This window comes from Comamonas sp. AG1104, from assembly GCF_003350425.1.
Taxonomy (GTDB): Bacteria; Pseudomonadota; Gammaproteobacteria; order Burkholderiales; family Burkholderiaceae_C; genus Comamonas; species Comamonas testosteroni.
Genome location: NZ_QQAS01000003.1, coordinates 106,243 through 131,183, shown reverse-complemented (window position 1 = coordinate 131,183; position 24,941 = coordinate 106,243). Strand labels below are relative to the sequence as shown.

Below are 24,941 nucleotides of genomic sequence, written 5' to 3'. Positions count from 1 at the left end.
CATGCGTTTGCCAGGGAGGAGTGCTGCGGCTGTTTCGGTTCGATGTTGCCGCTGCATATCTGTCCAGAGGCTGAGGTTTGCGGCCGCAAGCTTCCGGTTTCAAGCTGGGGCTGTGCTCGACCGAGGCCTTATGAAAAATCGAAGAGGCAGGTTTTGGGGAGCAGCCAGACCATTCCAGCTGGTGGGGTCGTCGATTCCGTATCGATCTGAAAGATCGACTTTTGCATGCGGTTGTTCACCCGGGCACCATGCCGCAACTCAATGGCGACGACCAAGGGCTGCTTTGCAACAATCACTCTCAGACAAGAAATGCCTAGCCGGCAGTCGCGTGACGGCGGCCTAGAGCGACTGGTCAGGATCGCGGGAGGCTTCGGCCATTTTCTGGCGTGTGCCTTCGTCGAGGATTTCGCGCACCAATGAAAACAGAGGTTCGGCACTGGTGTGCTTCTGACCGTAGGTCAGATTGAACCCGTAGTCGAAGTCGGCCGGATTGATTCCTTGATTGTGCTGAAGAATGGTCTCCAGCTTGTCCAGTGCCTTCACGGCTTTGGCTTCGGGCGATGCGGCATCCTCATACTCCTGCCAAAGCGAGAGGATCTCGGCCTGGTGCGACTTATCGAGAGAGCGTGTGAGATGCAGTAGGTCGGCCTTTTCCTGCTCGCTTTTGTCAGGGTACTGGTCTTTCTCGATGGCAGGAATGTCACCGTGAATCGCTTCGCCCAAATCATGCACAAGGCACATTTTCAGCAACTTGAGCATGTCCATGCCGGCCAGTTCGTCCTCGAATGTCATCGCCATCAGGCACAGGCGCCAAGTATGTTCGGCGGTGCTCTCCGTCCTGCCTGTCGACGTGTGTGCGCTTCGGAGCACGCTCTTGAGCTTTTCCGCTTCTTGCAGAAAGGCCAGGCGGCCCTTGATCTTGTCGATATCCATGCCCGATTCTATAAAGACCCATATGCTCTCGGTCGTCGCATGTCGAAAACTCCTGCTGAAAAGTCAGGGAGGCCAGGAGACGCGCATTCGCGCTTGTCGAGAGCGCAGCTGCGCTCGCCCTGACTGCGTCTAGCTTTGAGTGGCAAGCCACGCAGAGCCATGCACCAGTTGCCTCTGGCCGAACGCAGTCGATCATGACCTGCTGACTGTTCAGCTATCGCTGGCACAGATAGTCGGTGCATGCGAAAGACGTTGCAGGCTCAAAGTGGTTCAGCAGGTCGCCCATGCAGGGCCGCTTGCCGTGAATGGAGCAAAGGGATCAATCCGTTCTCACGGTTGGGCTCTCGAACCTCCGAAGCAGAAAGAAGGCCAGCGCTGCAACTCCGGTCAGAACCAAGGACAGAGCGTTAGCACAATCCGTCTCCGACCCCAGGACATGGTTGTAGACAGCCAGCGACAGCGTCTCGGTACGACCGCTGATATTGCCCCCAACATCAGCGAAACACCGACTTCCCCCATTGCACGGCCGGATGCCAGCACCAGTACGGCCAGAATGCCGAGCCGAGCCTGCGGCAACTCGATCTTCATGATCACCTGCCAAGGTCGTGCACCCAGCGTCGCCGCCACTTCGCGCAGTGATTCATCAATCTCTGCAAAAGCGGCTTGATAAGGTTTGACCATGAGCGGTAGACCGGCACACACTTTCGCTGATCGCTCTGTGCCTATCCGCGCTTGGCCTGAGCGCTTGCTCATCCACGGGCTCTCACTCCATGTATTCACAAGCCGAACTTCCGGTTTCCGTGCAAGTGCCCGCAGGACATAAAGTGGCCATGGAGACCGTGGGTGTTGGCCTGGTTACCGATGAGTGCCGGGCCAAAAGGGACATGGCAGCCGAGCACGAACGGGTGTATGTAGGCCCCAATGCCAAGCTGCAAACGCGAAGCGGTACGGTCATCGGCAAATACTGGGGGCCGCCAGCGACTTGGGAAAATAGCGACGACTCCAAGGTCACTGCCACGCAGCTTGCCGTGGCTCCTGCCGGGGCGGGCAATATCCCTGTGCAACTGGTCAAGGCCAATCCTGCCACCGGCATGGGAGCCATGCAGGGTGTGACCTATATCCAGCGTGTGGCAACCAAGGGGGCGTCGCGCCGAGCATGGCCTGCGGAGCCGCGAATCTGGGCAGCAAGCAAATCGTGCAGTATCAGGCCGACCATATTTTCTGGAAAGCAGCCTGACAGAGAGCCCTGTGGCGTGCCTTCCCTGTCAGAGGCCGGGACGTTGCGCCTTTTCTCAGCCTGGTGCGCGAGGTGCTTTGGCTTGGGGGGGCGTCCCCACGCAGGTCCTGTGGCGGGCGTGCCCATGGATCTCGTGGCTCAACCGCCCAGGGTAGCCAGAGCCTCAATTCCGGCACTTTGCATGGACTCGCCTGCGGCAATGGCCTGCTAGGCTTGATTTCGGCAATCACGATGCGTGTCCCGGCCCATGCCGGAGCCACTGCCGGGCACCAGAGCGGTCTTGTCCTTGAGGCCTGCCTTTTCATTGATGTCTGCTTCCAGGAATCATGGAAATGGCTGCGGCACGCCACTGGGGCCGGATATGCAAGGTTTGAGCTATCGGTATCCCTGACGATATCCCTGACCATGGGTGATGTGCGATGGGAACGGACGCGGGCAGCTCAGCCAGCGGGAAAAGCCCGGAAGTATCCGATTGATGGCTTGGTGGCCGCACATCCGGGGGCTGCTCGGCGTGGACAAGCTGAGATGCTGTGTTTTTGGTATACGCAAGTGACGCAAAGTAACGAATAATGAGCCTTCACGACTGCAAGCGCGCTCGAGGTTTCAAACATGATTCGTGCCAATGCCATCGCAAAGCGAACGATCACCGGCCAGTTGCTGGAGATCGCCATGGCTCAGTCCTTTTGCGCGGTGATGATTACCGATGCCAGGTTGGATGGAGAGGGTCCTGTCATCGAGTACTGCAATGCGGCCATGTGCGAGATGACCGGATACACCGAAGCAGAGCTTCTGGGCCGCTCGCCGCGCATGCTGCAGGGGCTGCTGACGGATCAACTGGTATTGCAGCGTTTGCGTGACTGTCTGCATCAAGGCCTGTCATTTCAGGGCAGTGTGCTGAACTACCGCAAGGACGGCAGCACCTACCACGTGGAGTGGAATATTTCCCCCGTGCGTGATGAGAAGGGTGTCATTCGGCATTTTGTGGCGGTGCAGCGCGATATTTCGGAGCGTGTGCAGGCCGAGCAGGAGCGCGCGCTGCTCGCCAGGGCATTGAATGCGGCCAATGACGGAATCTTGATCACGGATCGCGACTCCACCATCGTCTTCGTCAACCAGGCTTTTGAAGCTCTCACGGGCTACAGCGCGGCGGAACTGCTTGGCAAGCCCACCGAGATGCTGCGCTCGGGCCTGCATGAGCCCGAGTTCTATGCCCAGTTGCAGGAAGCATTGAGTCTTGGCCACAATTTTCGCGCCACCTTCATCAACCGTCACAAAAGCGGCGGCGTGTATTACGCCGAGCAAAGCATTGCAGCTCTGCGCGATGAGTCAGGGCAGATCAGCCACTATGTAGGGGCATCCAAGGACATAAGTCGCATGGTGCAGCGAGAGATGGAGTTGCGTGAGCGTGCAAACCGCGACAAGCTGACGGGCTTGCTCAACCGCCATGCAGGCGAGACCGAGCTCAAGCGCAACCAGCTCCAGGCTCAGAATCAGCTGCGACCTTATGGCGTGATATTGGGCGATATCGATCTTTTCAAGCAGGTCAACGACCGCTTTGGTCATGTGGCCGGAGATCGTGTGCTCAAGATGGTGGCACATGTGCTTTCCGGCAAGGTTCGTCGCTATGACCATGCCGTGCGCTGGGGCGGGGAGGAGTTCCTGATCGTCCTCTCGGATGCCAGCCTCGGTGTGGCCGCAGGCTTGGCAGAGCGCATTCGCTGTGCCGTGGAGGAATGCGCGGATCCTGAGGTAGGGCGTTTTACCATCTCTTTGGGGGTCGGGCTCTGGGAGCCGGGCGAAACCGAGGACGATCTGCTCAAGCGCGCAGATGCGGCGCTCTACAGGGCCAAGCATAGGGGGCGCAATCAGGTGGCCATCGCCACGGGGTCGATGAACATGCCTTTGGTGCAAGCCCCAGAGCTGCTGGCGCAGGGCGATTCCTTGACCTTTTCGGGGAAGAGTCCGGATAAGCCGTGGACAGGGGCTGCCTCACCGTAGAATTTGCTCTTCCTCCCTGTCCTCGTCTTCATAGCTTTTGAGTGGTTTGAACAATTCCGAACTGCATTCCGTGCAGGCCGATCTGGTGGCAGTGCTGGTTGCCGTCACGGGTGGCCAGCCCCGTATCCTGACCACCGGGGCCGGGCGTGCCCTGCCTGCCGGGCCTTTTACCAGTAACCACCGCTCGCTGCAGGCCAGCCTGCGTGCCTGGGTGGAGAAACAGACCCACCATCCTCTGGGCTTTGTGGAGCAGCTCTACACCTTTGCAGACCGGGAGCGCTCGCAGCAGCTTGGCATGCATGTCATCTCCATCAGCTATCTGGCGCTGACGCAGGAACTGGACGAGGTCGGCGCCGCACAGCCGGGCTGGCAGGACTGGTACCGCTACTTTCCCTGGGAGGACTGGCGCGACGGTATGCCCGGCGTGATTGCCGAGCGCATTGCGCCAGCGCTGCATGCCTGGAGCGAAGCTGCTTCAGATAGTGTGGCTAGAAGTGCGCGCTGGCAAAGAGCTTCAATGACTTTTGGCCTGGATGAGCACGAATGGAACGAGGAGCTGGTTCTGCAGCGCTACGAGCTGCTGTTCGAGGCCGCCGTGGTACCCGAAGCCTGGGGAGAGGGCGATGCTGCCACTTCACTGCTGCCCGGTGCTGCCATGAGCAACGACCACCGCCGCATTCTTGCCACCGGCATGGCTCGCTTGCGCGCCAAGATCAAATATCGGCCCGTGGTGTTCGAGCTGATGCCCGAGGAATTCTCGCTGCTGCAGCTGCAGCAGACGGTGGAGGCGCTGGCCGGGCGCGGTCTGCACAAGCAGAACTTCCGGCGCCTGATCGAGCAGCAGGCGCTGGTTGAGGAAACCGGCCAGATGACGGCCGTAGGTGCGGGCCGCCCGGCCAAGCTGTTCCGTTTCCGACGCAATGTGATGCTGGAGCGCGCCATCGCGGGCAACAAGCTGCCGCTGGCCAGAAGTCATTGACTGCCTGATCCCTGCTGTGAATGGAGGACTGTTTTCACTGCGGCGACTGCTTGACTTAAATAATGCTCAGACTTAGCATAAGTCGGTTTGCGTAAGGCCTGAAAGCGATCTGGAAGTCTTTGCGTTTTTTATTGAACTAAAAATACTCAATATGAGCATTAATAAGATTGCGGCCTTACCTGTTCCTCCCCTGCCTGATGTGATGCTGGAGCCGCTGGTGCGCATGGCCTTGCTGGAAGATCTGGGGCGCGCCGCAGACTTGACCACCGACACCATTGTTCCTGCCGATGCGGTGGGCGAGTTGCGCCTGGTGGCCAGGCAGGATGGCATCTTGGCCGGACTTGATCTGGCACGTCTGGCCTTTGTGCTGATGGATGCTCGCATGGAGTTTGACGTCCGCTGCGCAGACGGCACGCTGCTGCAGCCAGGCATGGAGATCGCACGCATCCGTGGCAAAAGCCGAGCCATTCTCACGGCCGAGCGTACGGCGCTCAACTACCTTTGTCATCTCAGTGGCGTGGCCAGCGCCACGCATTCGATTGCCGAGGCCATCAAGCCCTTTGGCACCCGAGTGACCTGCACGCGCAAGACCATGCCGGGCCTGCGCGCCTTGCAGAAGTATGCCGTGCGTGTCGGTGGCGGCAGCAACCACCGTTTTGGCCTGGACGACGCCGTACTCATCAAGGACAACCACATTGCACTGGCCGGCGACGTCGCCACGGCTGTGGGGCGTGCTCGTGCGGGCGTGGGACATATGGTCAAGATCGAGCTGGAAGTGGATACGCTGGCCCAGTTGGATGTGGCACTGCAACTGGGCGTGGATGTGGTGCTGCTGGACAACATGGGCCTGGATGATTTGCGCACTGCGGTCGGCATGTGCAAGGGCCGGGCCATCACCGAAGCCTCGGGGCGTATTACCCCTGAAACTGCACCTGCCGTGGCTGCCACGGGCGTGGACCAGATTGCCGTGGGCTGGCTCACGCACAGCGCGCGCGTGCTCGATATAGGTCTGGACGCTTGATGGCCTGCCCCCTGAGCGGCTTTGGCGCTTGCCTCCATGGGAGGAGGATAGCCTCGCTTCACAGCGGCGCTTGCTTGCGATCCCTTGTTTTAGGGGCGCATTGATGAAGGCCGTGCTTAAGGAGCGCCGCAGCTGGGCGGTACTGGTTGCTGCCGCGCTGGCGGTGACGGCTGCGGGGATTTGGCATGCCCGCGCGGGCATGGCGGTTGTGCGTTTTGAAAAGCCCATCACCATCGTTGTGACCTTTCCGCCAGGCGGCGGCACGGACCTGTTGGCGCGTCGCCTGGGCGCGGCCATGCAGCAGCGCCTGGGCCAGTCCGTAGTGGTGGAGAACCGGCCCGGCGCCAGTGGCAATATCGGCGCACGCGCCGTGGCCGATGCCGCCCCCGACGGCGCCACGCTGCTCATGGTCAACAGCTCGTTTGCCATCAACCCCGGTGTCTACCGGCATCTGGACTTCGATCCGCGCCGGGACTTCAAGGCCGTGTTCAATGCCGGCAGCATCGCTTCGGTGCTGGTGGTACCGAGCCAAAGCAGCGTGCGCAATCTGCACGATGCGCTGGCTGGGGCGACCGTTGGCCAGCCCTTGTCTTTTGCCTCCTGCGGCAACGGCACGCCCCAGCATATGGCGGGTGAGATGCTGGCCCAGGCCGCCCATGCAAGCCTCCAGCATGTGCCCTACAAGGGTTGCGGCCCGGCCATCACTGCGGTAGCTGCAGCGCAGCTACCTGTGGCGGTGGTCACGGCCAGCAGCGCTGCGCCCCTGATAGCGGCTGGCCGCGTGCGGGCCATCGCCGTCACGGCACCGGCCCGCGTCGCATCCCTGCCTGATGTCCCCACGGTGGCCGAGCAGGGTCTGGCCGGTTTTGCCGTAGAGCAGTGGCATGGCCTGCTGGTGCCGGCCGCCACGCCGCAGCCCGTGATCTCCCATCTGCACCAGGTGCTGACGCAGATACTGGCCGAGCCCGAGATGCAGCAGGCGCTGCGCGAGCAGGGCTATACGCTGATGCAGCAGTCCCCAGCTCAATTCGGGGCACAGATTCTTGCAGATATGGACCGCTATGCCGTGGTGACCCGGAGTCTTGGTCTGAAGGTGGATTGAGCCCGCATGTCTGTCTTAGGGGGGGCTGCTGGCGGGAAGGCAGTGGAAACGGTCATTGGAATGCGCGCGCGAATGCTGCGGGCCTTTTTTGTTGCTCATCAATCAATAGCTTCATGTACTTGTCGTACAAGGACTAAGTCAGAAAAACACTTGGATTGTCGGGCTGCCCAAGCTGTGTCACAGTGCTGCGCTAATCTTCTGCCAAGCGGTTGATTGCCGCAGAGCAACGCCTCTGAATAAAGCACATAGCAGGGAGGGAACTCATGACTTTACACAAGCTGCTGCCGGTAGCGGTTGCAACTCTGGCCACGGCGGCCTATGCGGCCCGCCCTATGAATACTGATGATGCACGCATCGTCGATGCCAAAGCCTGCCAGCTTGAGAGCTGGGTCAAAAGCCCCAAAGGACATACCGAGTTCTGGGCGCAGCCGGCCTGCAATTTCACCGGCAACCTGGAATTGACCATGGGCGGGGCTTTGAGCCGTGAAAACGGCAGCACGCGTGGCAGCGCACAGATGCTTCAGGGCAAGACGCTGTTCAAGACGCTGGAGACCAATGGCTGGGGCTGGGGGCTGGCTGCAGGCATGTCGCGCGACCCGCGTCGCGATGCGGGTGGCGGTCACGATATGTATGCCTATGTGCCCGTCAGCTGGTCGCTGGCTGATGATAAAGTGGTGTTGCACACCAATTTGGGCTGGCTGCGCGAGCAGGGTACGCGCAGTAATCATCTGACCTGGGGCTTGGGCAGCGAGACCCAGTTGCGGGAGCGCACCTGGCTGATTGCCGAGACTTATGGACAGGGCTCGGGCAAGCCTTTGGTGCAGGTGGGCATGCGTTACTGGGTCGTGCCGGACAGAGTGCAGATTGATGCGACCTACGGCAACCGCCTTGGCGAAGGCAACCAGCGCTGGTTCTCGCTGGGCTTGCGTCTGCTGACGCCCTCGTTTCTGCCTTGAGCTGGAGCTAAAAAAAGCGCTGAATGATCTGGTGCAGGCCTGCCGTCATCAAGGTATAGCGCAGGAATTTGCCAACTGCCATATAGGCGACGCAAGGCCAGAAAGGCAGGCGTACCCAGCCGGCGACCGCGCACAGCGGGTCGCCGACGACAGGCAGCCAGCTCAGCAGGCAGGCCTTGGCGCCGTATTTGCGCAGCCAGTAACGAGCGATGCGGTTCCAGCGTGACTTGTGGTGCATGTTCTGGGGCGGCGGCTCTCCATGCCTGCGCAGTTTCTTGGCCTTGTTCCAGGCCTGGTTGGCGGCCAGTCCCATCCACCAGCTGATGGCCCCACCCAGCGTGTTGCCCGCCGTGGCGACCACAATGGCGGGCCAGAACAGGTCGGGGTTGGCTGAGACCAGTGCGGCCACCACGGGCTCAGAGCCCAGCGGCAGCAGGGTGGCCGAGACAAGGGCCACGACAAACACGGTGCTAAGACCCAGCTCCGGCAGGGCCAGCCATTGCAGCAACTGATGTATCCACGCTTCCATAGGGCGGCTAGTTTAGGCGGGTCGCTCAATTCCCTGAACTTTGCATCCTGTCATTTCTCGATCATCAGCCTGGTTGCAGGCTGTTGATATATGGTTTCTTATCCAAATGCGTACACGGGTGTTATCCGGTAACGCCAGATCAATGGGAGTAGGAATGGCTTTCAGCCCTCTAAAAAAAATGATGCGATCGAGCCAGGCAGCAGGCTTGGCGGTCGCTTTGCTTTTGATAGCTGGTTGCGCACCGAACATAAAGACCATCGCGCCGTCTGATGCCAAACCCGCGGTCACGGTGGCTGCCGATCTGGTGCCGCTGGCGACGCTGGCGCCCGGCATCAAGCAGGACATGCGCTATGTCTCCAAGCACAACTTCATGGGCCGCCCCGTGGCTGGCTATGAAGCCGGGGTTTGCTGGCTCAGCCGCATAGCCGCCGAATCTCTGGCAGCTGTTCAAAAGGAACTGGCAGGACAGGGGCTGGCTCTCAAGGTCTATGACTGTTACCGACCCCAGGCGGCCGTCGACGACTTTGTGCGCTGGGGTCGCGATATGGCCGATCAGAAAAACAAGGATATGTATTACCCGCGCGTGCCCAAGAGCGAGCTCTTCAAGCGTGGCTACATCGCCGAGAAATCGGGTCACAGCCGTGCCAGCACTGTGGACATGACGCTGTTGGTGGTGGATGCCAAGCGCGCCAGAAAGCTGGTGCGTGGGCCGTTGGCTGACGGCATCGAAGTGGACATGGGCACGCCCTTCGATCTCTTTGACGAGCAATCGCATACCGACAATGCCCAGCAGTCGCCCGATGTGCAGCACAACCGCCGCTGGCTGCGCAACCTGATGCAGCGCAATGGCTGGAAGAATCTGCCCGAGGAGTGGTGGCATTACACGCTGGTCAGCGAGCCCTATCCGGAGCAGTACTTTGATATGCCGGTGCGTAAAAACTGAGACGCCGGTGGTGCCATTGCTCGATAGTGACTCGCCTCGCAGGGTGATGCATAGAGTTTGGTTTTGCTGAAAATTTGAGCAGGTATAATCCGGCCCTCTTTTCCAGCGCCCGGTCTGCGCCAGATATTGCCTGCCGCAGCAACCAAATTCTCTCCATGCCCGCCCTGCACATTGGTCATATTCCATTGGCAAATCGTCTGTTTGTCGCTCCCATGGCGGGTGTGACGGACCGGCCGTTTCGTCAGTTGTGCAAGGCACTGGGGGCCGGTTACGCGGTCAGCGAGATGGTGACCAGCCGCAAGGACTTGTGGAACAGTCTCAAGACCAGTCGCCGAGCCAACCATGAGGGCGAGCCTGGTCCGATCTCGGTCCAGATTGCCGGCACCGAAGGGCCCATGATGGCCGAGGCTGCCATCTACAACATCGAGCGCGGCGCGCAGATCATCGACATCAACATGGGCTGCCCGGCCAAGAAGGTCTGCAACAAATGGGCGGGCTCCGCCCTGATGCAGAACGAGCCGCTGGCCGTGGAAATTGCCCAGGCCGTGGTGGAGGCCGCACGTCCCTACAACGTGCCCGTCACCCTGAAGATGCGCACCGGCTGGTGCGATACGCACAAGAACGCAGTTTTGCTGGCGCGCCAGTTTGAAGATGTCGGCATCCAGATGCTGACCGTGCACGGCCGCACGCGCGAGCAAGGCTACAAGGGCTTTGCCGAGTACGACACGATTGCGGCCGTCAAGCAGGCCGTCAAAGTGCCCGTGGTGGCCAACGGCGATATCAACAGCCCTGAAAAAGCCCGCGATGTGCTGGCCTATACGGGGGCGGACGCCATCATGGTCGGCCGTGCAGCTCAGGGCAGGCCGTGGATCTTCCGCGAGATCGCGCATTTTCTGGCCACCGGCGAGCATCTGGCTCCCCCCCTGGTGGCCGAGTTGCGTTGCATGCTGCTCGAACATTTGCAAGATCACTACAGCCTGTATGGCGAGGGAGTCGGCGTGCGCAGCGCCCGCAAGCATATTGCGTGGTATCTGCGAGCTCTGCCGGGCGGGGAAGAGTTCAGAAAACACATCAACACTATTGAGGACTGTGCGGTGCAATGGCAGGCCGTGGCCGACTATCTGGATGCCCTGGGGCAGCAGATGGAGCGGATCCCGGCGGCCACGGCCGCTGCTGAACCAAGCAGCGAGCTGGACGAACCGGCAGAAATGGCTGCATGAGCAATCAGAATTTAGAACAAGTCGTTCGCGATAGCCTGGAGGGCTATTTCCGCGATCTCGAGGGCGAAACACCGGCCAATGTCTATGACATGGTGATTCGTCTTGTCGAAAAACCGTTGCTGGAAGTGGTGATGGGCCAGGCCGACAACAACCAGTCGCGTGCCGCCGAATGGCTGGGCCTGAATCGCAACACCCTGCGCAAAAAACTGGTCGATCACGAGTTGCTCTGAACGACGAAGCTACCGAATCCATAGCTGCAAGCGCCTGATATATCTGCACTTGCAGCTTGTTTTTATCCAAACTTTGAATTGACGCCCATGAAAGCTCTGATCTCCGTCTCTGACAAGACCGGTATCGTCGAATTTGCGCAAGCCCTGCACGCTCTTGGCGTGCAGCTGCTGTCCACCGGTGGCACCGCCAAGCTGCTGGCAGGCGTGGGCCTGCCCGTGACCGAAGTGGCCGAAGTCACCCAATTCCCCGAGATGCTGGACGGCCGCGTCAAGACCCTGCACCCCATGGTGCACGGTGGTCTGCTGGCCCGCCGCGAACTGCCCGACCACATGGCTGCTTTGAAGGAACATGGCATCGAGACCATCGATCTGCTGGTCGTGAACCTCTACCCCTTTGAAGCTACGGTGGCCAAGGCCGGCTGCACGCTGGCCGACGCCATCGAGAACATCGATATCGGCGGCCCCGCCATGGTGCGCTCCGCCGCCAAGAACTGGAAGGACGTGGGCGTTCTGACTGCCGCCGACCAGTACGAGGCTGTGCTGGCCGAACTCAAGGCGAACGGCAAGCTGTCCGACAAGCTGCGTTTTGCGTTGTCCGTGGCAGCCTTCAACCGCATTGCCCAGTACGACGGAGCGATCAGCGACTACCTGTCTAGCGTCAAGTTCGAAGACGAAAAGCTCAGCGAAGAATATGTGCCCGAGCGCGCCCTGTTCGGCGGCCAGTCCAACGGACATTTCATCAAGGTGCAGGATCTGCGCTACGGTGAAAACAGCCACCAGCAAGCCGCCTGGTACCGCGACCTGTACCCCGCTCCCGGCTCGCTGGCCACGGGCGTGCAGCTGCAGGGCAAGGAGCTGAGCTACAACAATATCGCTGATGCCGATGCGGCCTGGGAATGCGTCAAGAGCTTTGACACCCCTGCCTGCGTGATCGTCAAGCACGCCAACCCCTGCGGCGTGGCCGTGGGCGCGAACGCCTTCGAAGCCTATTCCAAGGCCTTCCAGACCGACCCCACCAGCGCGTTTGGCGGCATCATCGCCTTCAACCGCCCTGTGGACAAGGCCGCTGCCGAAGCTGTGTCCAAGCAGTTCGTCGAAGTGCTGATGGCTCCCGAGTTCAGCGCCGAAGCCCTGGAAATCTTCAAGGCCAAGGTCAATGTGCGCCTGATGAAGATCGCTCTGCCCGCCGGCGGCGCAACCGACTGGGACAACGGCCGCAACGCCATCGAATCCAAGCGCATCGGCTCCGGCCTGCTGCTGCAGACTTCCGACAACCACGAGCTCAAGCTGGCCGACCTGAAGATCGTGACCGTCAAGCAGCCCACGCCTGAAGAGCTGAACGACCTGCTGTTCGCCTGGAACGTGGCCAAGTTCGTCAAGTCCAACGCCATCGTCTTCTGCAAGAACGGCATGACCATGGGCGTTGGTGCCGGCCAGATGTCGCGCCTGGATTCGGCCCGCATCGCCTCCATCAAGGCCGAAGCCGCCAAGCTGTCGCTGCAGAACACCGTCGTGGCGTCGGACGCCTTCTTCCCCTTCCGTGACGGCCTGGACGTGGTGGTCGATGCCGGTGCTACCTGCGTGGCCCAGCCTGGCGGCTCCATGCGCGATCAGGAAGTGATCGATGCGGCCAATGAGCGTGGCGTGGCCATGGTGTTCACCGGCGTGCGCCATTTCAGGCACTGATTGCTCCCCCTGAGGCGCTATCGCGCCTTCCCCCTCTCTCGATGCTTGGCATCGGGAGGGGGACGACAGCCTCGCTGCGAGGCGGCTCTTGCTCGCTGTCCCTTTGATGGGTCATGCCTGTTCGGGTAAGGTGCTCAATGGCTGGCGTCTGCCGGCCATACTTTTTTGTGAATCTGGTGCTTGGTATGACTGATCCCATCGACGACGAAGAAAACTATCCGCCGCGTCCGCGCTGGATTGGCTGGCTGATCGGGCTGGTCATGGTGGCTAGCGCCTTAGGTGTGGCCAATATCGGCTGGCGCATCATGCGGGTGAGCACGGCCGAGAAGGCGGCTGATGCGCTGGTGGCAGCCAGGCCCGAGCTGGCGGCAGCCCGAAAGCTGGTGGAGGGAGCAGATTGCATGCGCTGCCATGGTCTGGACCGCAAATTTGTGGGCCCCGGCTTTACGGAGATCGCACAGAAGTACGGCTCGCAAGCCGATGCCCAGAGCTATCTGGCAGACAAGATTCGCAGCGGCAGCGTGGGTGTCTGGGGCAATGTGATCATGCCGCGCCACCCGCAAATCAGCGAGGCCGATTCTCTGCAGATGGCCCGTTGGGTGCTGTCGGCTCAGGCGCTATCGGCTGCAGCTCAATAAGCCGGGTTGCTGAGATCGTGCGTGAATTGAAGGCTGCTGGCGCTTGGCGCCGGCAGCCTTTTTTGCTTTGCAGCCTACGCAGGGTGGCAGGCCTTGCTTTCATAATCCTCAAATGAGAAAACCCGAGCCCGCTCCTGTGCTGAGCCAAGCCGATCAAGCCCTGCACACGCCTGTGCACGCCCCGGCGCGTCAGCGCGGCTTTGTCTTCTGGGCCATCTGGGTGAACATCGCCACCTACGCGATCTATCCCGCAGCCAACTGGCTGGCCAGCCTGCGCGACCAGCGCTATGACTTCATCACGCGCTGGGACGCGATGATTCCGCTGGTGCCGGAATTCATCTTTGTCTATTTCTCGTTTTTCCCGTTTCTGGCCCTGCCGTTCTGGCTGGTGGGCCAGCCCGATACGGCGGCGCTGGGCAAGCGCCAGGTGCTGGCCACGCTGATCTGCGGCCTGGTCTTCGTGCTGTTTCCGGCGAATCTGGCCTTCGACCGAGTGATCCCCGAGCTGGAGCCCTATCGCAGCATTTTTGCGACCATGTTCTTTGTGGACCAGCCGCACAATCTCCTGCCCTCGCTGCACATCGTCTACACAGCGCTGACCTGTCTGGCCATCTGCCAGGCGCAATGGCAGCGTGGCCGCTGGGGGCTGTGCGTGCTCATGGTGCTGTGGAGTGTGGCCATCTGCGCCTCCACCATGCTGGTGCATCAGCACCATGTGCTGGATGTGGTCACGGCGCTGCTGCTGGTGCCAGTGCTCTGCCTGCTGATTCGTCCGGCCGATGTGCCGCCGCAGCCTCCGCGCATCTGACTTTTCGGGGCTGGCCAGGCCCATTGCGAATCCTGCGTCAGTGATCGCTTGCATGCAGGACTGCGGCGCGATTTTTGAGCGCGGTGCAGGCTTCGTGAAGCGCGGGCCTGCCTAGTCTGTTTTGAGATGGGTGTGCAGCCGGGCCTGCACAAAACATGCCGATGGACTGGTGATGCTGCAGGGAATCTGCGCGTTATTGGTGAAATCCCTAGGATGCCGTTTTGAACAAAAGGACCGGGCCGAAGGCGCCGCGCCATAAGCGTGGCCAAGAGCCTGGGGATATGCATGCAGTGGCTGAAAACCAAAACCATTGAACAGGCGCTGGCCGATTCGGACGAGCCGGGCCGTCAACTTCAACGCAGCCTGGGCGCGTTCGACCTGATGATTCTCGGCGTGGCCGTGGCCGTGGGCGCCGGCATTTTCTCGGTCGGCGCGCGCGCGGCGGGCAGCTTTGCCGGGCCGGCCGTGATTTTCTCCTTCATCCTGGCGGCCGCCACCTGCGCGCTGGCCACCATGTGCTATGCGGAGTTCGCCTCCAGCGTGCCGGTCACGGGCAGCGCCTATACCTACACCTATCTGACGCTGGGCGAGGGCGTGGCCTGGATCATCGGCTGGAATCTGCTGCTGGAGATGATTGCCGCCGGCGCGGTGATCGCCAAGTACTGGGGCATTTACCTGTCCACGGTGTTTGCCACGGCAGGCGTGGACATTCCCAGTACCCTGCATCTGGGAGCCATCAGCCTGGAGTGGGGGCCGTTCTTCATCGTGACGGTATTCACCGGGCTGCTGATCCTGGGCACGCAGGAGTCGGCCCGGGTCAACAATGTGTTCACCCTGATCAAGATCGCCATCACCCTGTTCGTGATCGTGGTGGGCTTCACCTATATGGACCTGAAGAACTTCACGCCCTTTGTGCCGCCGGCCCAGCCGCCCGTGGCAGGGCATGGCGTGACCGCCGATGTCTGGGGCCAGCCCATGCTGGCCTGGCTGTTCGGCGCCCGCCCCAGCCAGTACGGCTGGCTGGGCGTGATCTCGGGCGCATCGCTGGTGTTCTTTGCCTTCATCGGCTTCGACGTGGTCGCCACCTCGGCCGAGGAAGTCAGGGACCCGCAGAAAACGCTGCCGCGCGGCATCTTCGGCGGCCTGGCGCTGGTGACCCTGCTCTACATCCTGGTCACGCTGGCGCTGACCGGCATGGTGCCCTACACCGAGCTGGCCAAGGCCGAGAATCCCTCGCTGGCCACGGCCTTCATCAGCGTGGGCGCCAACTGGGCTGCCCAGGTGATCGCCGTAGGCGTGCTGCTGGGTCTGACCACCGTGGTCATGGTGCTGCTCATGGGCTCGGCCCGGATCCTGATGGCGCTGTCGCGCGACGGCCTGCTGCCGCGCAGCTGGAGCGTGACCTCGGCCAGGCGCAAGACGCCGGTACGCCTGCAACTGATGGTGGGTGCCGTCGTCGCAGTCCTGGCGGGCTTCACCAAGGTGGAGCTGCTGGAGGAGATGATCAATATCGGCACGCTGTCGGCCTTTGTGCTGGTCAGCATCGGCGTGCTGCTGCTGCGCAAGAAGCGCCCCGACGCCGGAGCCGGTTACCGCGTGCCCTGGGTGCCGGTGCTGCCTGTGCTCTCGGCGCTGCTGTGCTTTTATCTGATGCTGAATCTGACCACTCTGACCTGGCTGCGCTTTCTGGGCTGGATGGCGCTGGGAGCGCTGATCTACATGGCCTATGGCATGCGCCATTCGCGCCTGGCTCAGGCAGATAACAAGTGAGCTGCTAGCGCATGATATTCATTGATTTCAGTATGTTTTATATCTGAAATCGTTTGAATTCAATCGTAACAAGCTATCAAAATAGAAGCCCTGCAGGGAATGCTCTGCAGGGCTTTTGCATTGGTTAGAGTGCTGGGCATGAGTACCGAACCCACCGAGACCCCGCAGACCCGCTCCCCCACCCAGTCCGCCGAAGACGGCCAGCAGCGCTGCCGCTGGTGTCTGGCCACGCCGGGCTATGTGCACTATCACGACCGCGAATGGGGGTTCCCGGTGGGCAGCGACCAGCGCCTGTTCGAGAAGCTCTGCCTGGAAGGCTTTCAGTCCGGCCTGAGCTGGCTGACCATTCTCAACAAGCGCGAGAACTTCCGTGCAGCCTTTGCGGGTTTCGATTTCCAGCGCGTCGCGCAGTTCGGCGAGGCCGATGTTCAGCGCCTGCTGCAGGACGCAGGCATTGTGCGCCACCGCGGCAAGATCGAAGCTGTGATCAACAACGCCCAGCGGGCCATCGAAATGGTCCAGGACGAAGGCTCGCTGGCCGCGTTCTTCTGGCGCTATCAGCCCGCTGTGCCCTCGACCGGCACGACCATTCAGGCCCAGACGCCGGAGTCGCAAACCCTGTCCAAGGAGCTCAAGAAGCGCGGCTGGAAGTTTGTCGGTCCGACCACCATGTATGCACTGATGCAGGCCATGGGCATGGTCAACGACCATGCGCCGGGCTGCATCACCAGAGCTGAAGTGGAGCGCGCCAGAGCCGCTTTTCAGAGGCCCTGAGGGCGGACTCGTTTCGCCTTGCGGGTCCGGGGATCAGGCCTTGACCAGCAGCCCCGGCGCGCTGGCCAGAACTTTCATGGAGGCTTCGGTGCTGGCCGTGAACTGGCGGCTGCTGATGGTGTTCACATACACCCAGTCGGCGCGGCAGGCGTCCGCCGTGGCCGTCACCAGCATGTAGCCGCGGCGCGAGGTGTCGCAGTATTTAAGCGGCTTGATGAGTTGCTGCAGCGCAGCGGCCAGCGTAGCGGGGTCTTCGCCCGGCAGGTATTGCTCAAAGCCCGGCGAGCTGACCGAGGAGGTTGCAAACTCCACGCCCACGGCCTTGCCGTTCATGTCCTGCAGCTCGCTGGCCCAGGCGTTGTGCGTGTCGCCGGCCAGCACCACCAGCTTCTTGCCGAGCTGACGCGCCGAGCCCAGAACGGTCTCGCGCGCGACCTGATAGCCATCCCAGGCGTCCAGGTTGTAGGGGATCGAGGGCTGGGCCAGGATGGCCTGCTCCTGAGGCGTGAGCGTCGCGGGTGCGGTCTGCGCCTTGGCCGCCAGCGCTGCATACTGCGAGACCGATACGCCCGCACCGGCTTGAATGGTTTCCATGAGTATGGGGGCGGGAATGTTCATGCGCCCCATCAGCACCTGCTGGCCCAGCACCTGCCAGGTGGCACGGGAGGCAGCCATCTGCTGCTGCAGCCACTGTGTCTGGGTCTGCCCCAGAAGCTGACGCGCCGGGTTGGCCATGGCCGTGGTGAAGCCCGCCGAGTCGATGCCGGCAGAGGTCATGAAATCGGCATAGTCCAGTTGCTTGTCGCGGCCTATCACGCGGGTGTCCAGCATGTGCAGCGAGACCAGATCGCCGAAGTCGAAGCTGCGGTAGATCAGCTCGGCGCTCGCGGTGCGCGTGGGCATCCACTCGTGGTAGGCCTGCATGGCGGCGGCCTTGCGCATGGCAAAGTCGCCCTCGCCGGGCTGGTGATTCTCGGCTCCCGCACTCCAGGTGTCGTTGGCAAATTCGTGGTCGTCCCAGATGGCAATCATGGGCGCTGCAGCATGCAGAGCCTGCAGGTCTGCATCGCTCTTGTACTGGGCATGGCGCTCGCGGTAGTCGGACAGCGAGAGAATTTCTCCGGCAGGATTGACCAGGCGGCCCATGGCCTCGGCCTGGGCCGAGGCATAGCCGCCGCGCGCGTACTCATAGATGTAGTCGCCCAGGTGTACCGTGGCATCCAGGTCGCTGCGCCTGGCCGCATCGGCGTATACGTTGAAGTAGCCGGCCGGATAGTTGGCGCAGGAGAAGACAGCCAGCCTGACCTGAGCCACCGAGCCGGTGGGCAGGGTGCGCGTGCGCGCTGCCGCCGAAGTCACTCCATGGGCGCGGAAGCGAAAGTGATAGACCGTGGCAGGCCTGAGGCCGGCTGCATCGACCTTGACCGTGAAGTCCCTGGCGGCGGTGGCGCTGCTCTCGCCACGCGCCACGATGGAGGCGAACGCTGCATCGCTGGCAAGCTCCCATTGCACGGGAATGTCTGCCTGGTGGCCGGCGGGCGGGGTGATGCGGGTCCAGAGCATCACGCGGTCGGACAGCGGATCGCCGCTGGCCAGGCCATGGGCGAAGCTGACCCTGGGAACGGCTGGCTCCGTCGCCGGCTGGCCGTCATCGCCGCCGCAGGCCGCGAGCGGCAGCACGGTCATGGCGCCGGCGCTCCAGGCCATCTGGCGCACAAAGCGGCGGCGGTTCAGGTCACTGGCTTCGGCAGCAGTGTCTTTGAGCAGGTTGTGCAGCGTCGGCTTGCTGGATTCGTCGGTCATGGTGCTTTCATTGCTGACAAAAACGCGAGCGTGGCAAGCGTCCATGACGTGGCTGTGAAAGCAAACATGTCTTTGCAGAAGGCAGCGCAAGAGCGGTCTGCTGCAGAAAATAAAAAGCCCTGCAGGCATCGGCTGCAGGGCCTGGGGCGAGGCTGCGAACTTACAGCGTCTTGAACACTTCGCGAGCCGCTTCGATGGTGCGGTCGATATCTTCGTCGCTGTGCGCCGCGCTGACAAAGCCTGCCTCATACAGAGCCGGGGCAAAGTAGTGGCCGCGCTCCAGCATGCCGTGGTAGAACTTGTTGAAGACCTTGCCGTCGGTCTTCATGACCTGGGCATAGTGCGTGGGCAGCTCGGGCAGGAAATAGAAGCCGAACAGTCCGCCTTGCCAGTCCACGCTGAAGGGAATGCCGGCGGCATTGGCTTCGGCCTTCAGACCCTGCATCAGGTGGCCGGTCTTGAGGTGCAGCTCGGCATGGAAGCCGGGACGACTGATCAGCTCCAGCGTCTTCAGGCCGCAGGCCGTGGCAATGGGGTTGCCCGACAGCGTGCCGGCCTGGTAGACGGGGCCCAGCGGCGAGAGCTTTTCCATGATCTCGCGGCGGGCACCGAATGCCGCCATGGGCATGCCGCCGCCGATGACCTTGCCCATCACGGTGATGTCGGGCGCAAAGCCTTCGATTTCCTTGGCGTACAGGCTCTGGGCGCTGCCCAGGGCGACGCGAAAGCCCGTCATGACTTCGTCATAGACCAGCAGCGCGCCATGCTCGCGGGTCAGCTCGCTGATGCGACGGGTGAAGTCCACCGAGGCGCGCACAAAGTTCATATTGCCGGCAATCGGCTCCATGATGACGCAGGCAATGTCGCTGCCCATCTTGGCAAAGGCCTCTTCGAGCTGGGCAACGTCGTTGTACTCCAGCACGATGGTGTCCTTGGCCACATCGGCAGGCACACCGGCCGAGGACGAGGCGCCGAAGGTGGCCAGACCCGAGCCGGCCTTGACCAGCAGCGAATCCGCATGGCCGTGGTAGCAGCCGTTGAACTTGATGATCTTGTTGCGGCCGGTGTAGCCGCGCGCCAGGCGCAGCGCGCTCATGCCAGCTTCGGTGCCGGAGCTGACCAGGCGCACCATGTCCATGCTGGGCATGAGGGCGCGGATCTTCTCGGCCAGCACAACTTCGCGCTCGGTGGGTGCGCCAAAGCTGAAGCCTTCGAGCACGGCGGCCTGCACGGCCTCGACCACTTCGGGGTGGCCGTGGCCCAGGATCATGGGGCCCCAGCTGCCGATGTAGTCAGTGAACTGCTGATCGTTCTGGTCCCAGAAATAGGCGCCCTGGGCGCGCTTCACAAAGCGCGGCGTGCCGCCCACGGCGGCGAAAGCGCGCACGGGCGAGTTCACGCCGCCAGGGATCACGCCCTTGGCGCGCTCGAACAATGCAATATTCAGATCAGTGTTTTGTGTCATGAGAGGGAATCACAAAGCCTTCAATCGGCTTGGAGTCGGGTTCGTCATCGGTGGCATCTTCGGCCTGCTCGTCTTCGGACTCCTCGTCCTCGGTGGGCTGGGCCCAGAACAGACGATCGGGCAGATAGTGGCCCATGCCGGGCCTGAAGCCGGCATCCAGGCTGTGGTCCAGGTATTCCAGCGCCTCCAGCGTCGCGGCGCCCAGATCGTTGCCGGTGGCCAGCAGGGCCGTAATCGCAGCGGACAGCGTATCACCGGCACCTGTGAACGTGGCGTCAAACATCTCGTACTTGCTGTTGCCCAATACGGACTGGGCCGTGGTCAGCACGTTGTCCACGAACTGGTCGGGCAGGGGGATGCCTGTCACCAGCACATAAGGCACTTCCAGCGCCTCGGCTGCCATGGCGATGTCGCGCGCCGTGGGCGCGCGGCTGTTTTCCCAGTCCGGCAGCAGCCAGCGCCACAGCGTGTTGTGGTTTCCAACCAACACCGAGGTTTGAGGCAGGACAAGCTCCTTGAACGCATCCAGGTACTGATCCTGCTTGTCGTCCTCCCACCAGGACAGGTCCGGCATGTAGCTGATGATGGGAATGTCGGGGTAGTCCGATGAGATCGTGGCGATGGCGGCCAGATTGGCAGGGCTGCCCACGAAGCCGACCTTGATGGCGGTGACGGCAATGTCCTCGAGCACCATGCGCGCCTGCTCGGTCACCGCGTCATCGTCGAGTGAAAAGTGCTCGTAGATGCGGGCCGTGTCTCTGGCGTAGGCGCCGCAGGCTACCGGCAGCGCATGGCCGCCGATGGAGGAGATGGTGGCGATGTCGGCCGAGAGACCGCTGGCTCCGCTGGGGTCACTGCTGTTGAAGGACAGCACGCAGACGGGAGCGGACTCTGTCGCTTCTTCCTGGCGGGTGCGGCGAGGGGGGGGAGAGGAGATGGGGTTCAATGCCATGGCGCACCCCAGTTTGCACCCGGGAATGCAAGGGTGGGAGCCGGGGTTGTGACTAGATACAATCGTTGCATTCTATGTGAAGCCCCTTTAAGCTGTGACTGACCCTAAAACCTGGATGTGTTTGACCTGTGGCTGGCTTTATGACGAAGCCCAAGGTTGCCCCGAACATGGAATTGCTCCGAACACCCGCTGGGAAGATGTACCCATGAACTGGACATGCCCGGAATGCGGTGCACGCAAAGAAGATTTTGAAATGGTGGAAATCTGAGTGCAAGAGCCGCTCACTCCATCAACGACCGAATTGGGAGGAATTTCAACGTGACAGCATCTGGTGCGCCTTTGCGCGTTCTGGTCGTGGATGACAGCAACACCATTCGCCGCAGCGCTGAAATTTTCCTCAAGCAAGGTGGTCACGAAGTTCTTCTTGCCGACGATGGCTTCGATGCCCTGTCCAAGGTCAATGACTACCAGCCCCAGCTCATCTTCTGCGACATTCTGATGCCCAAGCTCGATGGCTATCAGACCTGCGCCATCATCAAGCGCAATGCTCGCTTTGCAAATACGCCCGTCGTGATGCTGTCATCCAAGGACGGTGTATTCGACAAGGCTCGTGGTCGCATGGTGGGCTGTCAAGACTATCTGACCAAACCATTTACCAAAGATCAATTGCTGCAAGCCGTACGACAATTCGCGCTGCAAGCTGCAGATGTGGGAGCTGCATGATGACAATTCAAAAAGTTCTGGTCGTTGACGATTCCAAGACGGAGCTGATGGCTCTGAGCGATATTTTGCAAAAGCAGGGCATGCAGGTGCGTACCGCAGAGAATGGCGAGGAAGCCATGAAGCGCCTGGCCGAAGACAAGCCCGACCTGATCCTGATGGACGTGGTAATGCCCGGACAGAACGGCTTTCAGCTGACGCGCGCCATCTCTCGCGATCCCCTGTATGCCGATGTGCCCATCATCATGTGCACCAGCAAGAATCAGGAAACCGACCGGGTCTGGGGCATGCGTCAAGGCGCACGTGGCTATATCACCAAGCCCGTGGATGCAGCCGAGCTGCAAGCCAAGATCGCAGCGCTATAACGAGCTGCGCTGCTTATGGCGAACCGCGAAGCCCTCCGAGATCTTCAATCCCGTCTGGCCGGGCGCCTGCAGGCAGCACGCAGCGAAGGCGTCAGCGTTGCTGCCTGGCTGGCAGTGCAGGCTGGCGGGCGGGATTATTTGCTGCCGCTCAATCAGGCGGGAGAAATCTTTCCCTGGACCGGCGTTCAGCCCGTCCCATACACACAGGCCTGGTTTCTGGGCATCGCCAATCTGCGCGGTGCTTTGATGGGGGTTGTGGACCTGGCTCAATTACTGGGACATGGAAATGTCCGCAATGAGCAGGAACTGATGGACTGCAGCCTGCTGGCCTTCAACCCTGCCCTGGAGGTCAACGCAGCCCTGCTGGCCGATCGTCTGCTGGGCCTGCGTGCCGCAGATGCGTTTTCCAAGGCCGAGCCTGCGCCTGAGCGTTCCCCGAGTTTCTTCGGTGCCGTCCATATCGATGCGAGCGGCCGCCGCTGGCAGGAGCTGAAATTGCAGTCCCTGTCTCAAACCGCCAAATTTTTGAGCATTCGTGCTTGAGGTTCCTGGATACAGCGCTATGTCCTTTGCACAGAAAATAAATCAGTTGTTCCGACGCAAGCCCATCGCGGAAGCCGTCAGTGGTGATAGCGGCATGATGGGAGACACGGTCGTACAGGACATGTACGACGGAGCTCTCAACAGCGTGCAGGGGGCACCTTCCGTCTTCGGCGTTGATGAGGAGGCCAGCCGTGCGGACGAACTGGTGAGCCTGCCTATTCTTGGTGCGGCCACGACTGCCAAGCATCAGCGCACCTTGTTTACCTTGCTCGGTGGCTCGGTGCTGGTGCTGGTGGTGCTGTCGGCATGGATGCTGCGCGAAGCGGGCAACTCCAACCAGCAACTGGCGGCGACCGGTCAGGCATTGATGCAGTCGCAACGTCTGGCCAAGTCGGTCTCCATCGCCATGACGGGAGCCGCTCCTGCATTTTCCGACGTCAAGGACAGCGCCGGTGTTCTGGCGCGCAACGTGCGAGCGCTGGCTGCCGGCGATTCCGATCTGGGCGTGAACGCGCTGGGCGGCGGTTTGCAGGATGAGCTCAGCTCCATCAGCACCCTGGTGGAGCGAGCGGAAAAGAGCGCCGGTCTGATTCTCGGGCAGCAAAAGACTCTGACTCAAGTGGGCGACGCGCTGCGCACCATCAACCGTCAGTCCTCCGATCTGCTGGAAACCGCAGAAACCATTTCTTCGCTGAAGCTGCAGCAAGGTGCAGGCGCGGCCGAGATCTCTGCTGCCGGTCAGCTGGTGATGCTGACTCAGCGTATTGCCAAGTCTGCCAACGAATTCCAGACCATGGAGGGCGTGAGTCCCGAGGCCGTTTTCCTGCTGGGCAAGGATTTGAACTCCTTCAAGGAAATCTCCGAAGGTCTGCTCAACGGCAGCGCCGAGATGCGGCTGACGGCGGCGCGCGATCCCCAGGTGCGTGAACAGCTCGAGATGCTGATCAAGCAGTACGACGATACGCGTACCCAGGCCAGCGCCATTCTGGGCAATCTGCAAGGGCTGGTGTCGGCCCGGGAAGCGCAGACCAGCATCAACAACGACAGCGAACCGCTGCGTCAGCAACTGGAGCAGCTGCAGACGGCTCTGCAGGGACTGGGCGGGGCCAGCATGCTGCAGCTGGCTCTGCTGGCCATCGCCATTTTGACCGTGGTTCTGAGCGGTATCGGCATCTCGCGCGTGCAACTGCTGGACAGCCGGGCACGCCAGCAGGAGGCCGAGCGCCACCAGGTCGATGCACGTTTGCAGGAGCAGGAGGCCAAGCGCATCAACGACGCCAACCAGGCGGCTATTTTGCGTTTGATGAACGAGCTGCAATCTGTGGCCGAGGGCGATCTGACGCAGGAAGCCACAGTGACCGAGGACATCACGGGCGCGATTGCCGACTCGGTGAACTACACGGTGGAAGAGCTTCGCGCTCTGGTGGGCTCGGTGCAGAACACCGTGACCCGTGTGGCCCAGACCACCGAGCAGGTGGACGTCACATCGACCGAACTGCTGGCTGCATCGAACGAGCAGCTGCATGAAATTCGTGAAACCGGCAAGTCGATTCTGGACATGGCCGGCCGTATCAACAACGTCTCGGCCCAGGCCCAGGAATCGGCCCAGGTGGCCCGCCAGTCGCTGCAGGCTGCGGACTCGGGTCTCAAGGCCGTGCAGAACGCCATCGGCGGTATGAACTCCATCCGAGATCAGATTCAGGACACTTCCAAGCGAATCAAGCGTCTTGGTGAGTCGTCCCAGGAGATCGGTGAAATTACCGAACTGATTTCCGACATTACCGAGCAGACCAACGTGCTGGCGCTGAACGCCGCCATCCAGGCCGCATCTGCCGGTGAAGCTGGTCGCGGCTTCTCGGTGGTGGCGGAAGAAGTGCAGCGCCTGGCGGAACGCTCGGCAGACGCCACGCGACAGATTGCCGCGCTGGTGAAGGCCATTCAGACCGACACCCAGGATGCCGTGGCCGCTATGGAGCGCTCTACCCAGGGTGTGGTGGAAGGGGCTCGTCTGTCCGACTCTGCTGGTACTGCACTGTCTGAAATTGACAGCGTGTCGCGCCGACTGGCCGAGCTGATTGAGCAGATTTCCAGTTCCACATCACGTGAAGCCAACATGGCCAACGGCGTGGCCGAAAACATTCAGCACATTTTTGCCGTGACCGAGCAAACCGGTGAGGGAACCCGCACCACTGCGCAGCAGGTGCGAGAGCTCTCCCACATGGCTGAAGAGCTGCGTCAGTCTGTTTCCCGATTCAAGATTGCCTGATTT

Annotated in this window: 25 protein-coding genes and 1 pseudogene; 19 read left to right on the top strand and 7 right to left on the bottom strand. The window is 61.6% G+C overall.

The window, feature by feature from the left end:
- Positions 1-339 precede the first annotated feature (339 nt).
- Positions 340-933 carry an HD family hydrolase gene (locus DFO48_RS09120; RefSeq protein ID WP_114863189.1) on the bottom strand — a complete coding sequence of 198 codons (594 nt, stop codon included), beginning with the start codon at positions 931-933 and terminating at the stop codon, positions 340-342.
- Positions 934-1,320: 387 nt separating this feature from the next.
- A complete protein-coding gene (locus DFO48_RS09115; RefSeq protein WP_233506360.1) occupies positions 1,321-1,614 on the bottom strand; it encodes an ABC transporter permease subunit in 294 nt (97 codons plus the stop codon).
- 26 nt (positions 1,615-1,640) lie between these two features.
- Between DFO48_RS09115 and DFO48_RS09110 the strand changes: the two are divergent.
- The 6 genes and pseudogenes from DFO48_RS09110 (at position 1,641) to DFO48_RS09085 (ending at position 8,226) form a co-directional block, all read left to right on the top strand.
- Positions 1,641-2,170: pseudogene (locus DFO48_RS09110) on the top strand (DUF3455 domain-containing protein).
- A gap of 609 nt (positions 2,171-2,779) precedes the next feature.
- On the top strand, positions 2,780-4,168 hold the full coding sequence (locus tag DFO48_RS09105; protein ID WP_114863188.1) for a diguanylate cyclase: 1,389 nt from the start codon (positions 2,780-2,782) through the stop codon (positions 4,166-4,168).
- Positions 4,169-4,214: 46 nt separating this feature from the next.
- Complete coding sequence (locus DFO48_RS09100; protein WP_114863187.1) at positions 4,215-5,147, top strand: hypothetical protein; 933 nt, start codon at positions 4,215-4,217, stop codon at positions 5,145-5,147.
- A gap of 151 nt (positions 5,148-5,298) precedes the next feature.
- A complete protein-coding gene (gene nadC / locus DFO48_RS09095) occupies positions 5,299-6,168 on the top strand; it encodes a carboxylating nicotinate-nucleotide diphosphorylase (protein ID WP_114863186.1) in 870 nt (289 codons plus the stop codon).
- Positions 6,169-6,271: 103 nt separating this feature from the next.
- Positions 6,272-7,270: a tripartite tricarboxylate transporter substrate binding protein gene (locus DFO48_RS09090; RefSeq protein WP_114863185.1), complete on the top strand. Its 999-nt coding sequence runs from the start codon at positions 6,272-6,274 to the stop codon at positions 7,268-7,270.
- 263 nt (positions 7,271-7,533) lie between these two features.
- The gene (locus DFO48_RS09085; RefSeq protein WP_003075340.1) at positions 7,534-8,226 is read left to right on the top strand and encodes a hypothetical protein; all 693 of its coding nucleotides are present in this window, start codon (positions 7,534-7,536) and stop codon (positions 8,224-8,226) included.
- Positions 8,227-8,233: 7 nt separating this feature from the next.
- Here the strand turns inward: DFO48_RS09085 and DFO48_RS09080 are convergent, their stop codons facing one another.
- Both DFO48_RS09080 and DFO48_RS25125 read right to left on the bottom strand, forming a co-directional pair.
- On the bottom strand, positions 8,234-8,755 hold the full coding sequence (locus DFO48_RS09080; protein ID WP_042437679.1) for a YqaA family protein: 522 nt from the start codon (positions 8,753-8,755) through the stop codon (positions 8,234-8,236).
- 12 nt (positions 8,756-8,767) lie between these two features.
- Complete coding sequence (locus tag DFO48_RS25125) at positions 8,768-9,043, bottom strand: hypothetical protein (RefSeq protein ID WP_147282731.1); 276 nt, start codon at positions 9,041-9,043, stop codon at positions 8,768-8,770.
- 1 nt (position 9,044) lies between these two features.
- Between DFO48_RS25125 and DFO48_RS09075 the strand changes: the two genes are divergently transcribed.
- The 8 genes from DFO48_RS09075 (at position 9,045) to DFO48_RS09040 (ending at position 16,824) form a co-directional block, all read left to right on the top strand.
- On the top strand, positions 9,045-9,698 hold the full coding sequence (locus DFO48_RS09075) for a M15 family metallopeptidase (protein ID WP_003075343.1): 654 nt from the start codon (positions 9,045-9,047) through the stop codon (positions 9,696-9,698).
- A 155-nt stretch (positions 9,699-9,853) separates the two neighbouring features.
- Positions 9,854-10,918 (top strand): tRNA dihydrouridine synthase DusB, encoded by a 1,065-nt coding sequence (gene dusB / locus DFO48_RS09070; RefSeq protein WP_114863184.1) that lies wholly within the window; start codon positions 9,854-9,856, stop codon positions 10,916-10,918.
- Positions 10,915-11,148, top strand: a complete 234-nt coding sequence (locus tag DFO48_RS09065) for a Fis family transcriptional regulator (protein WP_003071135.1) — start codon at positions 10,915-10,917, stop codon at positions 11,146-11,148. The genes dusB and DFO48_RS09065 overlap by 4 nt, the downstream gene beginning before the upstream one ends.
- Positions 11,149-11,235: 87 nt before the next feature.
- Positions 11,236-12,834 carry a bifunctional phosphoribosylaminoimidazolecarboxamide formyltransferase/IMP cyclohydrolase gene (gene purH, locus DFO48_RS09060; RefSeq protein ID WP_114863183.1) on the top strand — a complete coding sequence of 533 codons (1,599 nt, stop codon included), beginning with the start codon at positions 11,236-11,238 and terminating at the stop codon, positions 12,832-12,834.
- A 185-nt stretch (positions 12,835-13,019) separates the two neighbouring features.
- Positions 13,020-13,472, top strand: coding sequence for a c-type cytochrome (locus DFO48_RS09055; protein ID WP_034348584.1), 453 nt, complete (start codon positions 13,020-13,022; stop codon positions 13,470-13,472).
- A gap of 112 nt (positions 13,473-13,584) precedes the next feature.
- Positions 13,585-14,280 carry a hypothetical protein gene (locus tag DFO48_RS09050; RefSeq protein ID WP_114863182.1) on the top strand — a complete coding sequence of 232 codons (696 nt, stop codon included), beginning with the start codon at positions 13,585-13,587 and terminating at the stop codon, positions 14,278-14,280.
- A gap of 285 nt (positions 14,281-14,565) precedes the next feature.
- On the top strand, positions 14,566-16,050 hold the full coding sequence (locus tag DFO48_RS09045) for an amino acid permease (protein ID WP_114863498.1): 1,485 nt from the start codon (positions 14,566-14,568) through the stop codon (positions 16,048-16,050).
- A gap of 138 nt (positions 16,051-16,188) precedes the next feature.
- On the top strand, positions 16,189-16,824 hold the full coding sequence (locus tag DFO48_RS09040; protein WP_114863497.1) for a DNA-3-methyladenine glycosylase I: 636 nt from the start codon (positions 16,189-16,191) through the stop codon (positions 16,822-16,824).
- Positions 16,825-16,857: 33 nt separating this feature from the next.
- Here DFO48_RS09040 and DFO48_RS09035 read toward each other — a convergent pair whose 3' ends face one another.
- The 3 genes from DFO48_RS09035 to DFO48_RS09025 all read right to left on the bottom strand — a co-directional run bounded on the left by DFO48_RS09035 (position 16,858) and on the right by DFO48_RS09025 (position 21,044).
- Positions 16,858-18,627, bottom strand: coding sequence for an alkaline phosphatase (locus DFO48_RS09035; RefSeq protein ID WP_114863496.1), 1,770 nt, complete (start codon positions 18,625-18,627; stop codon positions 16,858-16,860).
- Positions 18,628-18,787: 160 nt separating this feature from the next.
- A complete protein-coding gene (gene hemL, locus DFO48_RS09030) occupies positions 18,788-20,092 on the bottom strand; it encodes a glutamate-1-semialdehyde 2,1-aminomutase (protein WP_114863181.1) in 1,305 nt (434 codons plus the stop codon).
- On the bottom strand, positions 20,076-21,044 hold the full coding sequence (locus DFO48_RS09025) for a bifunctional hydroxymethylpyrimidine kinase/phosphomethylpyrimidine kinase (RefSeq protein ID WP_034348529.1): 969 nt from the start codon (positions 21,042-21,044) through the stop codon (positions 20,076-20,078). The genes hemL and DFO48_RS09025 overlap by 17 nt, the downstream gene beginning before the upstream one ends.
- A gap of 115 nt (positions 21,045-21,159) precedes the next feature.
- On the opposite strand from DFO48_RS09025, the gene DFO48_RS09020 reads away from it, so the two are divergent.
- From DFO48_RS09020 to DFO48_RS09000, 5 genes are read left to right on the top strand one after another with little or no spacing between them, the layout of a single operon-like run.
- Entirely contained in the window at positions 21,160-21,312 is a 153-nt protein-coding gene (locus tag DFO48_RS09020; RefSeq protein ID WP_034399566.1) for a rubredoxin, read from the top strand.
- 50 nt (positions 21,313-21,362) lie between these two features.
- On the top strand, positions 21,363-21,767 hold the full coding sequence (locus DFO48_RS09015; RefSeq protein ID WP_034348530.1) for a PleD family two-component system response regulator: 405 nt from the start codon (positions 21,363-21,365) through the stop codon (positions 21,765-21,767).
- A complete protein-coding gene (locus tag DFO48_RS09010) occupies positions 21,767-22,129 on the top strand; it encodes a PleD family two-component system response regulator (RefSeq protein WP_003071159.1) in 363 nt (120 codons plus the stop codon). The genes DFO48_RS09015 and DFO48_RS09010 overlap by 1 nt, the downstream gene beginning before the upstream one ends.
- A 15-nt stretch (positions 22,130-22,144) precedes the next feature.
- Positions 22,145-22,672, top strand: a complete 528-nt coding sequence (locus DFO48_RS09005) for a chemotaxis protein CheW (RefSeq protein ID WP_003075373.1) — start codon at positions 22,145-22,147, stop codon at positions 22,670-22,672.
- A 19-nt stretch (positions 22,673-22,691) separates the two neighbouring features.
- Positions 22,692-24,938 carry a methyl-accepting chemotaxis protein gene (locus DFO48_RS09000; protein ID WP_114863180.1) on the top strand — a complete coding sequence of 749 codons (2,247 nt, stop codon included), beginning with the start codon at positions 22,692-22,694 and terminating at the stop codon, positions 24,936-24,938.
- Positions 24,939-24,941 lie beyond the last annotated feature (3 nt).

Excerpts from the sequence above, each read along its gene's own strand:
- DFO48_RS09115 (WP_233506360.1), bottom strand. The coding sequence starts at position 1,614 with ATGGTCAAACCTTATCAAGCCGCTTTTGCAGAGATTGATGAATCACTG.
- DFO48_RS09090 (WP_114863185.1), top strand. The coding sequence starts at position 6,272 with ATGAAGGCCGTGCTTAAGGAGCGCCGCAGCTGGGCGGTACTGGTTGCT.
- DFO48_RS09040 (WP_114863497.1), top strand. The coding sequence starts at position 16,189 with ATGAGTACCGAACCCACCGAGACCCCGCAGACCCGCTCCCCCACCCAG.
- DFO48_RS09045 (WP_114863498.1), top strand. The coding sequence starts at position 14,566 with ATGCAGTGGCTGAAAACCAAAACCATTGAACAGGCGCTGGCCGATTCG.
- DFO48_RS09055 (WP_034348584.1), top strand. The coding sequence starts at position 13,020 with ATGACTGATCCCATCGACGACGAAGAAAACTATCCGCCGCGTCCGCGC.
- DFO48_RS09005 (WP_003075373.1), top strand. The coding sequence starts at position 22,145 with ATGGCGAACCGCGAAGCCCTCCGAGATCTTCAATCCCGTCTGGCCGGG.
- DFO48_RS09000 (WP_114863180.1), top strand. The coding sequence starts at position 22,692 with ATGTCCTTTGCACAGAAAATAAATCAGTTGTTCCGACGCAAGCCCATC.
- DFO48_RS09120 (WP_114863189.1), bottom strand. The coding sequence starts at position 933 with ATGGATATCGACAAGATCAAGGGCCGCCTGGCCTTTCTGCAAGAAGCG.
- dusB (WP_114863184.1), top strand. The coding sequence starts at position 9,854 with ATGCCCGCCCTGCACATTGGTCATATTCCATTGGCAAATCGTCTGTTT.
- DFO48_RS09085 (WP_003075340.1), top strand. The coding sequence starts at position 7,534 with ATGACTTTACACAAGCTGCTGCCGGTAGCGGTTGCAACTCTGGCCACG.
- DFO48_RS09010 (WP_003071159.1), top strand. The coding sequence starts at position 21,767 with ATGACAATTCAAAAAGTTCTGGTCGTTGACGATTCCAAGACGGAGCTG.
- DFO48_RS09080 (WP_042437679.1), bottom strand. The coding sequence starts at position 8,755 with ATGGAAGCGTGGATACATCAGTTGCTGCAATGGCTGGCCCTGCCGGAG.
- DFO48_RS09020 (WP_034399566.1), top strand. The coding sequence starts at position 21,160 with ATGTGTTTGACCTGTGGCTGGCTTTATGACGAAGCCCAAGGTTGCCCC.
- purH (WP_114863183.1), top strand. The coding sequence starts at position 11,236 with ATGAAAGCTCTGATCTCCGTCTCTGACAAGACCGGTATCGTCGAATTT.
- DFO48_RS09065 (WP_003071135.1), top strand. The coding sequence starts at position 10,915 with ATGAGCAATCAGAATTTAGAACAAGTCGTTCGCGATAGCCTGGAGGGC.
- hemL (WP_114863181.1), bottom strand. The coding sequence starts at position 20,092 with ATGACACAAAACACTGATCTGAATATTGCATTGTTCGAGCGCGCCAAG.
- DFO48_RS09035 (WP_114863496.1), bottom strand. The coding sequence starts at position 18,627 with ATGACCGACGAATCCAGCAAGCCGACGCTGCACAACCTGCTCAAAGAC.
- DFO48_RS09050 (WP_114863182.1), top strand. The coding sequence starts at position 13,585 with ATGAGAAAACCCGAGCCCGCTCCTGTGCTGAGCCAAGCCGATCAAGCC.
- DFO48_RS09025 (WP_034348529.1), bottom strand. The coding sequence starts at position 21,044 with ATGGCATTGAACCCCATCTCCTCTCCCCCCCCTCGCCGCACCCGCCAG.
- DFO48_RS09105 (WP_114863188.1), top strand. The coding sequence starts at position 2,780 with ATGATTCGTGCCAATGCCATCGCAAAGCGAACGATCACCGGCCAGTTG.
- nadC (WP_114863186.1), top strand. The coding sequence starts at position 5,299 with ATGAGCATTAATAAGATTGCGGCCTTACCTGTTCCTCCCCTGCCTGAT.